The sequence below is a fragment of the Pseudoxanthomonas sp. JBR18 genome, assembly GCF_028198165.1.
GTDB lineage: Bacteria > Pseudomonadota > Gammaproteobacteria > Xanthomonadales > Xanthomonadaceae > Pseudoxanthomonas_A.
On record NZ_CP116339.1, the window covers coordinates 2197625 to 2209164 of the forward strand.

Genomic DNA, 11540 nt, shown 5'->3' on the forward strand with positions numbered 1-11540 from the left:
CACCGTAGTGCGAGTGCGCGCCCTGCTTTTGCTATTCCTCAGAGATACCTGGGAACGCGATGCCGCCGACGCCGCCCGGCTCATTGGTGCCTTCGGCCCCTTGGGTCACCACACTGGCGACGCCGAGCACGATGACCTCTTCCTGCGTGTTGCTGCGGATGTTCTCGTTGCTGTCCATCTCAGTCTCCTTCGGATGCGTCATGGCCAATCCATGACCAGGCCAGCCTAGGAGCGGGGATTTTGTGTTTTCAAATAACTTTTGTTGTGCACTCACGTAACTCTCTGGTTGCGTGACGCACATCGTTTTCCGGATGCATCGGGCGCTGCAGCGATGCCGATTGGGCCGCTGCTCGATCGGGCGTTGGCGCCTGGGGGATGGCGTGGATCAGTGCAGCTGGCTGCGGCGCTCGGCCATGTGCGCCACGATGCACGGCACCAGCTGCCTCCTGCGCTGGTGATACGCGCGCAGCGTGCTGTCGAGGCGTGGCATGTCGTGGGCCTGCCACGCCCCCTCGAGGTCCGCGAGCTCCTCGGCGGCGTGGTCGATGAGCGCATGCTTGGCGCGGCGGATCGCGGCCAGGCGGTCGTTGGTCCGCTTGATCGCATGGTGCAGCGCGCCGTGTCGCGCCTGGCGGCCGATGGTGTCGAACAGCTTCCAGGTCTGCTTGGGGATGTCGTCGTCGCCTGGCATGGGGGCCGGTGCGGCTTCAAGCGGCCTGGCGGCAGTGAACTCGCAGGCCATGACCAGCAGCCGTTCCATCCAGTCGTACAGGTCGCGCAGCTGCATTTCGGTGGGCATGGGGACGTGGAAGCCGGCCCGCGGCTGGTCGCAGAGCATGCCGTAGCCGACCAGGCGGGACAGCGCGAATCTCACGGGCGTCAGGCTGGTCCTGTACTCCCCGGCGACGGTGGCCGGATCGATGCGCTGGCCCGGGAGATAGCGGCCGGCCTGCAGGTCGCGCCTGATCTGGCCGTACAGATAGGAACTCTTGGAGTGGATCGCATTCATCATCGAAGTCCTTTGTCGATGGGCGCCTGCGGCGTCGGAATATTACAAGTATTTGAAAGCTCGAATTGCGTCATGGCGCACGCCGCGTCGTCTTTCTCCCGTGGCCGCGCGCGATGCGTAACTGACCCGCGACGCGATCGTCTGCATCCCTTGGACAACTGCCGTAACGGGGAGAGGATCACTTCTCGCCGCTTTCCGTGATCTTCCGTGGCCGATGGCTGGCCCTGACGCCGGCGAAGCGTTGGACTTTGGCTTGGGCCATGGGCTGAAAGGCGCTGCTGCCCTGTGTGCTTTGATCTTCGGCGGCGCTCCCATCCGCGCCGCCGGCCCTGCGCGTCGCCTGAGCTGGAGATGGATGGCAGGGAGCTGACTCTCGTCACCGCCCAAACGTGATGACCCAGAACTTTGAAGGCTGCATCATCTGCGACTGTCAGCACATTCGGTCGGCACTGCCAGGTCCTAAGATCTTCATCTTCATGGAAGGGGAGCAAAGCAATGGGTAATGTCGGGAATAAGCCACTGCCGTTGGTCGAGCAGGTGCTGCTCAAATCCGGAGTCGATACAAAAAGCGGGCCGGATGCCGCGACGCTTCAGGGCGTCAAGGAATTCGTCAGGTCCGATACGCAGCATGGATACGGCTCCGATACCTCGATTGTTGGTCGATATCAGGCTTATTCCAGTCTCATGAAAGACATCGGCATGAGCCCGGAGCGCCGCCGTGAACTTCTTTCGCCCCTTTACGACAACATGAATCGAGGCGGGCAGCTTAAAGACGCCGGCGTCGTCTCGCCGCGGTTTCAAGAAACTCAGCCTGAGTCTTCCGCCGCACGAGAAAGCAACCTGGATCCAAAGGTCCTGGCTGAACTCAAGCCCATGTTGAATGAAGAGCAAAGCATCTTCAGGATGAAGGGAGTCACGCTGGAGCAGTGCGAGAAGATGCCAGAAGGCGATCTGAAAAACGCCATGCAGGCGCAGGTGGACTTTCGGGACGCGAGCCAAAACTACTGGCCGAAGCCCAACGGGGCTTCTACGCCCAGGCCTTCGTCAGATGTTCTGGACAGGTTGAAGGAACAGATCGCACATCTGGATGATGAAAAAATAATCAGCATGGGGTTGGCCCATGCGACAAATAAGGCCCCGATGGAAGCCGTACGTCGGTCCGGCGATTTGGTGGTCGCTGCTGCAGCGCAGGGCTATAAATACACGGATGGCGAAGGAATGCAGACGCTTCTGCAGGCCGGGCAACGCTTCAACATGGCGATTGAGCCGGTCAACACCCTGGCCAGTCGGGGCGTGGACACCCAGATGGCGATATCTCACGGTTTCGACGGACAAGCAGAGGTTGCTGCGACGCGCCCGAAACAAATGTGATTCTCCAAAGCCTTCGTCGGGACAGTAACGGTTAGGTTGACCTGACTCTGTTACTGCGATTGGTGATGGCCGCGCGCACCGATTGAGCTAGATGTAGCGACAACAGCGCAGGAGGTACTCGTCGTTGTCCACCAGACAGGCTTTGCAGCGCACTTCCGACAAGGTGCCTGTGCACCCGTGGCGGCCGTTGAACAAGGCGACGTCGCTGCGCCCAGCCGCTCGTGAGCTGCTCCGTCGCATGTGCGGTTGGGGGCGTCAGCAGCAGGTGGACATGGATGTCCATGAGCACGTAGGCATGTAACACGCAGCGTGTCTTGTGGAGTGCATCGCGCAGCAGTTGCAGGTCGCGCAGGCGGTCGCCGTCATCGAGGAAGCGCGGCAACCGATTGTTGCCCCGCTGCACCACATGCTGCGGCCTGCCTGGCAGCCGAATGCGAGGAAGCCGCGCCGTGGCACCAGCTTCGCCGTCGCGGCGCGCTGATGTGTCCGCAGACGGGCTAGGGCAGTGACAGCATTCGAGGGGACGTCACGTAGGGGAAGTAAACCTGACCCTGTTCGTCCACCTCATTCGTCGCGATGGCAGACGCGCGGCAGCAGAACTGCACACCGGCTCCGCTTCTGATACAAGGCAGAGCCAGCGGCACCTATCGGAGGGATGGAGGATGCGAGGGATTGATTTGCTGTCGTTGCAGCGCCTGCTGATCGCCACTGTTGTGACCTTGCCGGCGGTCGCGTGGGCGGACACGTGCCCCACGCCTGGCGCGGTGGCGGGCGGGCCCAGCAACGTGCATACCCGATACGTCGAGAGCAAGCTGCTGCCCCCGGTCATCAAACCAGGCGACACGCCATCGACCTTGGTCGATGAGATGCGTCGCGACGACGTCCCCGGCATCAGCGTCGCGGTGATCCGCAACGGCAAGATCGCGTGGGCGCGCGGCTGGGGTGTGCGCGATCTGGGCAGTTGCGCGCCGGTGACGCCGGACACCGCCTTCCAGGCGGCTTCGATCAGCAAGGTCGTCACCGCGCTGACGGCGCTGCGGCTGGTGGAGCAGGGCAAGCTCGGGCTGGACCTGGACATCAACCAGTCGCTGCGCAGCTGGCAGTTGCCGAAAGATCCGAAGCTGGCGCCAGACGGGGTCACCCTGCGCGAGTTGCTGAGCCACACGGCGGGCTTGGGCGTGCATGGGTTTGCGCCCGATTTCCAGCCCGGCGCGGTGCTGCCGACGACAGTGCAGATCCTGGATGGCGCGCCGCCCAGCCGCAATCCGCCGGTGCGCAGCATCCTGCCGGCAGGGGCGCAGTTCGCCTACTCCGGCGGCGGCTACATGGTGACGCAGCTGGCGCTGTCCGATGTGAGCGGCATGCCGTTCGCCGACCTCGCGCAGCGTGAGGTGCTGGGGCCGCTGCACATGACGCGCAGCGCGTTTTCCATGCCGCCGTCGGAGGCGATCCAGATGAATATGGCCTTCGGTTCCGCTGGCGGCAAACCCATCCCCGGCCACTATGCCGTTTATCCGGAGCTTGCCCCCGCAGGCTTGTGGACGAGTGCGAAAGACCTGGCGCGCCTGCTGGTGGACATGCAGGCGTCCGCCGCAGGCGAGCGGGGCCACCGCCTGACGCCCGCCATGGCACGCCAGATGTTCACACCGATCAAGGACAACTGGGGCCTTGGCGTGGCGCTGTATCCGGAGGGGCCTGCGCGCTTCATGCACGATGGCGTCAACGCAGGCTTCGACGCCTTCATGGTCGCCGAGCTCGGCAAGGGCAACGGCATCGTCGTGCTCACCAATGGTGGCGACGGCCGCCGGCTGACGGCGGACGTGGTTCGCGCCATCGCCGCGGACTATGGCTGGACCGGCATGGCGGTGCCCGCGACGCAGGAACAGGCCCTGACCCTCGCGCAGCTGTCCAGGGCATCGGGTCACTTCATCGGCGGAGGTCTGGATGTGAAGCTGGAAGCGCGCCCCGAAGGCCTGTTCGCCAACGCCGGCGCCCCGGTTGCCGAACGCCTCATCGCGCTGTCACCACGGCGCTTCCGCTCGGAGGCCCTGGGTGTGACCGTCGAGTTCTCCCCCGACTTTTCCAGCTGCACCATGATCGAAGGCGCGCCGCCGATGAAGCTGGTGCGCGTGGCGGACGCTCCGGCCAAATAGAGGAGCTGTTCTCCAGCGTTCCAAGCGCGCGCCATTGATCGCTCACGGCGACGATAGGACGCGTAGTAGCGAATTTGCACGCTGACCCTGATGCGGAACTCGGGTGGTTCGCTTTGGTGTGACGCTGGTACCGGGTCTGCTGACTCTGGTGATCAGGGCGACGGGCCCTGTGCCATTGCAGATCTGCCTCACTACTCGTGCTAGTGCCAGGGGTCGCCGCCCGCACAAGACGCTTACGCGGTACCGGTCCCAGGCTGTGCTGGCAATGCGCCAGCCTGGTGCCAGTCCCCGGCATGCTGCTTAGGTGGCCTGCTTCCAGCGTTCCAGCTTCTAACACCCATGTCAAAAGTCAGGGGGGCGGGAGGCACGCTCGCCGCAAGCGCAGGCGGGCCAGTCTCATGTTCTGACCCAGCTTGGCGTTCAAGACAATGCGTACGATTACGTCGACCCCGGTGAACCGCCGGCGCGAATTCATCAGTGCGATGGCCGCCGCGATGGTTGCTGCCGGAGCGGGAGGGTTGAGTCGTCCTGCCAGCGCGAGGAGCAGGATGCCTGGGTGGCCGATCTGGAAGCTGGAAAACGGGGCAAGCAAGATCTTCCTTCTCGGCGAAACGCCGCCGCGGCCGATGGCATGGCACGACGCGAGCATCGAGACGCTCGTGCCGAGCTGTTCGGTCGTTTGGACAGAAACCAACCAGCGCTATAGGGCGCCGCAGAAGGCTTTGCTTGAAAAGTTCGCCTTCAATTCCGCCGGCACATTGAGCACTTGGCTGAGCCAAGCTGACATGGCAAGGCTCAAACAGGCGGCGGCCCGCTGCCGGGTGGAATTGGCGGACCTGCAACCCTATCGACCCTGGTGCGTTGCCTCGCTTCTGCAGGAGTCTTATTACCAAGCTTCGGGTGCAAAGGGGGCCGCAGCCGAACAGGTCCTCAGGACCAAAGCCGAAATGGCCGGCGTTCCGCTGCGCAGCGAGTTTGCCGCGAAAGACGATGTGTTTGCGTGGTTTGGCGGAATGTCACGTATCGAAGAGGTGCAATTCCTGCGCTACACGCTCGACGAAATCCTGTCCGGCCCGTCTGCCAATGCCAGGATCTACGATGACTGGTCAGAAGGCAAAACAGAGGCCGCGGCCGCGGAAGTCGAGCGTTATACCTTGGCGTATCCGGAACTTGCCGCGAAGCTGACCAAGCAGCGAAATCAGGACTGGATCCCGCGTTTCAAGTCGATGCTCGATCATCCCGGCACCAGCCTTGTGATCGTTGGCCTTTATCACATGGTGGGACGAGATGGCCTCATCGCGCTTGCTGGTCGGAGCGGCCTGTCCTTTAGCAGGTGATGAGTCTCACCGGGCGCGAAGAGAGGCACTGTGGGCCGCGCTGATTTCAAGAGGAGTGAGTCGTCCCACTTTGCATTCACCCCTCCAGCGATCGTTGCCTAGCCCGAAAGCGCACGTCGACACGCATCCGGTGTAACCGAAAAGCGTGCCGCATCCATCTCAATGTGCTGAACTCTTATCGTGTCCCGGCCGATGGGCTTGAAGTGAATGATGTGCTCGCCCGACGCATCCAGCGCGGTCAACGTGATCGGAATTTCTGGATCGCCGAGGTTCCCACCGGATTGGGAAAGCAGCTTCATCCCGTTCCGCAATCCAGCGGCGTACGCGCGCGAATCCGGGGCGAGCCCTGTCACGATGTCTCCCTGTCGTATGGTTCTCTCGGTATCCCAGCCCCTCTCAAACACCAGTGCGTCGACGGAGACCACGCGTGCGCAATCGCCAAACGTGTCTTGCGGCAGAAGCACAGGCACTGCGCGCTCTACGTATTGGGAGATGTCCGGACGCAAGTCCAGCCCGTAGTGAGCGGCTGAAGCGATCAGCGCATCCTGCAGCGAAAACCTGGGATTGGCCCCCGCCAGCCTGTGTTGGAGGTGAAGAACATCGTCGAGGGTGACCTGCCCGACAGATCGCTGGCGGAGGCGCCGGTCCCAGACGGCTGCCAACAGCGCACCGCGTTGGTAGGGCATCATCCGGGCGCGATCGTTGTTCCAGAAGTCATCAGCCGCGGTCGAATTGCTTGAGGACCTGTAGGGCGAGCGGGCGTAGTTGGTCAAGACCTCATTCCACTCCTTGACGAATTGGGTGGGTGAAAGAATGCCTGCTCTGAGCATCAACCTGCGTGCAAAGAAATCCGTGAATCCCTCGCTGATCCAGTAAGTCCGGGCCTCGGTTGCATCTTCGGTATGCCCAAGCTGGCCTGGATTCCAGCTGTGGAAATACTCGTGCGCAAGGAACCAAGTCAGGTCGGGCAGAGGAGTGTTGCGTCCAATCCATGTTGCAAAAGCATCCCCCAACCCCGTCCCGCTGAAGCCAGTCTGTCCTGGTCGCGACCCAAGGGGAACGGCCGTGATCAGAAACGGCCCCGCGTGTTCATCACCCCAGAAAGCGCGTTCGGTCGAAATGACGCTTTTTGCGAGTCGCGCGAATGCCTCCATGTCGAAGCCGAACCGGCCGATGTGGGCGACACGTAGCTCATCACTGCCGATGAGCGTGCTCGACACCTGCAAGTCATGCCCGCCGATGACGACGCTTTCCCTGATATCTTTGCCGGTGCGGGGCTTGCGCATCAATCCACGCCCATATTGCGCGTCTGAGGCGAACTTGATGTCAACAGGACCGCGCCAAGTGAACGCCGCAGGTAGATCGTCGCGTCCCGATGGCTGAGCGTAGAGTGCGAAGCCAACCGCATAGAACCAATCTGGAAGGATGATCGGATCTGGCTGCCGACTATTCGAGACTTCGGGATCGGTTTGGTAGGCCGACACCACCTGATAACGCATCACCAGCGGAGCGCCAGGAGCCGAGTCGACGATACGCCCGCCATGTGGGGCCACCGAGGTCTGATACCCGCCTTCAACCGTGATATTCCGCGCCCATCGGCCAAGATGCGTTTCGCCCGCCCATTGGTCAGGCCAGTCGATGACGGTGTGGCCAGATGCATCGGCATCCAGCCGGAGGGTCACATGCAGCGTGCGGATGCGATCACCATCGGTCTCGGCGCTGAGCTCATAGCGTGTCGGTGAGTTTTCATGCGGCTGGCTGGCCGCCAGCGACGACAGCAGCAAGATGCCGCTTAACGCGTAATCAAGCATTGCCCTGATCTTTCATGTCGCGGTCTACCGCCTCGTCAGATAACGAAGCACGCAACGTGCCAATCGTGAGCCCAGCAGAGAGGGCCACGCTGGCGAGTCAAAGTGTCCGAGCGGACAGTGCAAGTGTCCGAACGGACATCGGGCCCTGTGCGACAACGGCGCCCGACCAGGCTGGATATTCTCTTGATTGACGCTCGCCTTCTGCAATCCGACGGCTTCGGCCGCACGTCCTAGTTGGGTGCTGCGGCTGCATGCCGTTGAACGCGCTGCATGTGGCAGTAGCGGGGTCAGGAGTAGCGGTGTCAGCTTCACTTATAGCCGCCTTTCGTGGCCTTCTCTGGCCAATGGGCAGACCTGACGCCGACGAAGCGCTGGATCTTGGCTTGGGCCATCGCTTGGAAGGCACGGCTGCCGAGGGCCCGCTGTTGTTGCAGGGATGCTCGGGTGGTGGCGAGCTTGTCGGGGCGCAAGGCCGCCTCCGGCAGAGCGCGATAGGCTACGGCCCGGGTTTCCATGTCGGCGCCCAGCGCCAGGAAGCTGGCATGCGGCTGTAGGCTGAGTAGGGCCGCAGGCCAAGGTTGGCTTGGCAACTGGACCATCGATAGGCGGCTGGGTCATTGGTGAAGGTCGCGCGCGCCGGTTTGAGCTCGATGTATCAATAGAGGCGCAGGAGGTACCGTTGTTGTCCACCAGATAAGCTTTGTAGCCCACTCCCCAAAAAAAGTTGCCTGTACGCCCCGTACCGGCCATTGAACAAGGCGACGTCGCTGCGCCCCAGTCGCTGCTTGAGCTGTCCCGTCGCATGCGCGTTTGGGGGTGTCGGCAGCAGGTGAACGTGGATGTCCATGAGCACGTAGGTATGCAAGGCGCAGCGTGTCTGCAGCTGCGCCGGGCGCTCCACCCGATGCGTGGCACTAAGACGCCTTTCGGCGGTTCGGCGGGGCCGCGCGCCGCCTGACACACGCAGACAAAGCGCGCTGACCTGGCGTGCACGGCGCCGCCGATAGGGTCGATGCGCCCCAACCACCCAAGGAGTCGCCATGCGCATCGTTCGCCCCTCCGCGTTCATCGCCGCTGCCTGCTTCTCGCTGGCCGCCTGCGCTTCGCACCCGCGTCCCGATGGCCCGCCGCCACCTCCGCCGCATGCCCATGGCGACCGGCAGCCACCCCCGCCGCCGCCCGACGACATGCCGCCGCCCCCGCCACCTCCGCCCGCCGTGCCAACGCAGAACCCGTAGCCATCTCGGGCCGACCCGCCGAAGCGCCGCTTGGCGGGTCGAAGCGGTCTGACGGATTCCCTCCACAATGCGCCCTGGGTACCAGGGCTTTTCTTGTAGGACATGAGGAAACCAGGGGCATGCTGCAGGCTGCGCCTCCGCACCTTGGTCTTCGGCGCCTCTTCCATTCGCGCCGTTGGTCCCGCGCGGCTTCCGAGTGTCCGGTTGGTGGTGGCCCGGAAGCGCTCGTCACTTGCGCGTCTCGGCGCCAAAGGATTGGGTAGGTGGCGACAGCAGCGTTGGAGCGCAGATTTCGCCCCTGTCGCCCCAGTCTTGGTCTTCGGCGGCCACCCATCCCAGCGACTGGTCCCGCGCGCTCTCCAAGCTGCCGATTGATCGCGTCACGAACGCGGTCATTTCATGGTGCGTGCTGGCGCCGCTGGTAGGGGCGGATGGTGGCGGTCCTGTCCGCGTCGATGCCCTCCATTACCAAGCGGCGATGTGTCTCTGCGCGCTTCGTTTTATCGGCGATGGCGCTGCGCCGAGGCGCTGATGCCGCGCAGGATCAAGTCGATCCCGGCCAGGAAATCTGCCCGGTCATCGTGCGCGGGCAGTTGTGCGGACACCTGCCGGGTGAACGGGAATGCCCGGGCATCCAGCGCCGCCCAGGTCTGCGACATTTCCGTCAGCAGGCTGGTGCGGTCGAATCCCTGCTTGCGTGCCAGTTGCGAGTGCGCGGCGTTCTCCCCGCCCACGCCGGTGATGTAGCTCATCAGCGCGGACGTCGTGGACCACTGCTGCTTCTGCGGCACGCCGAGTGCCTGTACCTGCTGGCCCAGCGATTCCAGGATGCGGACCGCCGGCAGCGTGCCGCCCGCCTGGGTCAGGGCACCCCCAATCCACGGATGCGCGTCCATGGCGTCGAACAGGCGCCCGGCGATGGTGCGGATCCTGTTTTCGGGCATGGTCTTCGAGGCGGGCGCGTCGACGGCGCTGGCGATGATGGCGTCGCACGCGGCGATCAGCAGGTCGCGCTTGTCGTCGATGTGCCAGTAGATCGCGCCTGCGCCGGTGGCCAGTCGATCGGCCAGGGCGCGGAAGGTCAGTCCCGGCTCGCCGCCCTCGTCTAGCAGCGCGACCGCCTCGGCGACGATGCGCTCGCGCGAGAGCGCGGATTCCTTGCGGCGGCCTGATGGGGTCTTGCTCATGGCGCCATCTTGACACAAATGGAATGTGGTTCCACGATTGTGGAATGGCGTTCCATTCGGGCCGTCACTTTGAAGTGGAGGCAAGGCATGGACAACGGCATCGCGATCGTCGGCGCAGGGCTTGGCGGCCTGACGCTGGCGCGCGTCCTGCACGTGCACGGCATCGCCGCGACGGTCTACGAAGCCGAGGCGTCCAGCGATGCGCGTCCCCAGGGCGGCATGCTCGATATCCACACGCACAACGGACAGCGCGCCCTCGAGGCCGCAGGCTTGCTTGAGGCCTTCCGGCGGATCATCCATCCCGGGGGCGAGGCGGTGCGAGTGCTGGATCGGCACGCAGGAGTGTTGTACGAGGAAGCCGACGATGGTGCCGGCGGCAGGCCCGAGGTGCCGCGCGGCGCGCTGCGCCAGCTGCTGCTGGACGCGCTGCCGGATGGCACGGTGCGCTGGGGCCACAAGCTCACCGCGGTGGCTTCGCTCGGGGAGGGGTGCCATCGCCTCGAATTCGCACATGGTGCTTCGGTCGAGACCACGCTGCTGGTCGGTGCCGATGGTGCTTGGTCCAAGGTGCGCCCGCTGCTGTCCAGCGCCACGCCCGCCTATGCCGGACTGATGTTCTTTGAGACCTGGATGTCCAACAGCAAGCGGCATCGTCCAGCGTCCGCGCAGGCGGTCGGTCAAGGCGCGCTGTTTGCGGTCGAGCCGGGCAAGGGCATCCTCGCGCATGCCGAACCCGGCGATGTCCTGCACACCTACGTGCAACTGCAGCGGCCGTTGGCATGGGTCGAGCGGCTAGCCGACCTCGATGCCAGAACGGCCGCCCTGCGCGTGGTCAACGAGTTCGACGGATGGTCGCCTGCGTTGACTGCGCTCATCACCGACAGCCAGGCCGAGCCTGTGATCAGGCTGATCCATGCGTTGCCGGTCGGGCATCGCTGGGACCGGGTCAAAGGTGTCACCCTGCTGGGCGATGCGGCACACCTGATGATCCCTTCTGGTGAGGGTGCCAATCTGGCCATGTTGGGTGGCGCCGAACTCGCCGAGGCGATTGCGCTTCACCCAGGCGCGCCGGAAGCCGCGCTCGACACATACGAGCAGGCCATGTTCGCAAGAGGCGCACAGGAAGCGGCCGAAGCGCTGAAGCTCACGGACACCATGTTGGGGGCCGGCAGTCCAGGCACGCTGTTGGACTTCTTCAGATCACATGGAAGCGATTGTGCGGGTTGAAGGCGTCGTCACGCGCACCTCTTCATTTCTCGGTCGCTGGGTGCCCTGGGGCCGCAGAAGCGTTGTGGCTTCGCTTTGATGGGCGACCACGGCGATGCGAGCGCTCGACGGCAAGGTCGAAGCGGACGTCAGTATCGAAGAGAGCGTCCAAGGGCTGGCGAACGTTCTGATGGTCGAAATGGGATGCGGCGAACATCGCTTGCTGGA

The 11540-nt window shown here is 63.9% G+C and carries 10 protein-coding genes; 5 read left to right on the plus strand and 5 right to left on the minus strand.

Translation table 11 applies throughout. The features are described 5' to 3' along the window. Nucleotides 1-31: 31 nt before the first annotated feature. A complete protein-coding gene (locus PJ250_RS09840) occupies nt 32-178 on the minus strand; it encodes a benenodin family lasso peptide (RefSeq protein ID WP_271648395.1) in 147 nt (48 codons plus the stop codon). A gap of 207 nt (nt 179-385) precedes the next feature. Further along, a complete protein-coding gene (locus PJ250_RS09845) occupies nt 386-1009 on the minus strand; it encodes a GntR family transcriptional regulator (protein WP_271648396.1) in 624 nt (207 codons plus the stop codon). Nucleotides 1010-1504: 495 nt separating this feature from the next. Here PJ250_RS09845 and PJ250_RS09850 point away from each other — a divergent pair, with 495 nt between their 5' ends. The 4 genes from PJ250_RS09850 to PJ250_RS09870 all read left to right on the plus strand — a co-directional run bounded on the left by PJ250_RS09850 (nt 1505) and on the right by PJ250_RS09870 (nt 5870). After that, complete coding sequence (locus tag PJ250_RS09850) at nt 1505-2380, plus strand: hypothetical protein (protein ID WP_271648397.1); 876 nt, start codon at nt 1505-1507, stop codon at nt 2378-2380. Nucleotides 2381-2696: 316 nt separating this feature from the next. After that, a complete protein-coding gene (locus PJ250_RS09860) occupies nt 2697-2861 on the plus strand; it encodes a hypothetical protein (RefSeq protein WP_271648730.1) in 165 nt (54 codons plus the stop codon). 205 nt (nt 2862-3066) lie between these two features. Continuing rightward, nucleotides 3067-4533, plus strand: a complete 1467-nt coding sequence (locus tag PJ250_RS09865; RefSeq protein ID WP_271648398.1) for a serine hydrolase domain-containing protein — start codon at nt 3067-3069, stop codon at nt 4531-4533. Nucleotides 4534-4946: 413 nt separating this feature from the next. After that, nucleotides 4947-5870 carry a TraB/GumN family protein gene (locus tag PJ250_RS09870; RefSeq protein WP_271648399.1) on the plus strand — a complete coding sequence of 308 codons (924 nt, stop codon included), beginning with the start codon at nt 4947-4949 and terminating at the stop codon, nt 5868-5870. Between the two features lie 98 nt (nt 5871-5968). On the opposite strand, the gene PJ250_RS09875 is transcribed toward PJ250_RS09870, so the two are convergent. From PJ250_RS09875 to PJ250_RS09885, 3 genes are all read right to left on the minus strand, one after another. Then, nucleotides 5969-7681 (minus strand): M61 family metallopeptidase, encoded by a 1713-nt coding sequence (locus tag PJ250_RS09875; protein WP_271648400.1) that lies wholly within the window; start codon nt 7679-7681, stop codon nt 5969-5971. Between the two features lie 308 nt (nt 7682-7989). Next, the gene (locus PJ250_RS09880; protein WP_271648401.1) at nt 7990-8280 is read right to left on the minus strand and encodes a hypothetical protein; all 291 of its coding nucleotides are present in this window, start codon (nt 8278-8280) and stop codon (nt 7990-7992) included. A 1139-nt stretch (nt 8281-9419) separates the two neighbouring features. After that, nucleotides 9420-10106 (minus strand): TetR/AcrR family transcriptional regulator, encoded by a 687-nt coding sequence (locus PJ250_RS09885; RefSeq protein ID WP_271648402.1) that lies wholly within the window; start codon nt 10104-10106, stop codon nt 9420-9422. 87 nt (nt 10107-10193) lie between these two features. On the opposite strand from PJ250_RS09885, the gene PJ250_RS09890 reads away from it, so the two are divergent. After that, nucleotides 10194-11333 (plus strand): FAD-dependent oxidoreductase, encoded by a 1140-nt coding sequence (locus tag PJ250_RS09890; protein WP_271648403.1) that lies wholly within the window; start codon nt 10194-10196, stop codon nt 11331-11333. Nucleotides 11334-11540 lie beyond the last annotated feature (207 nt).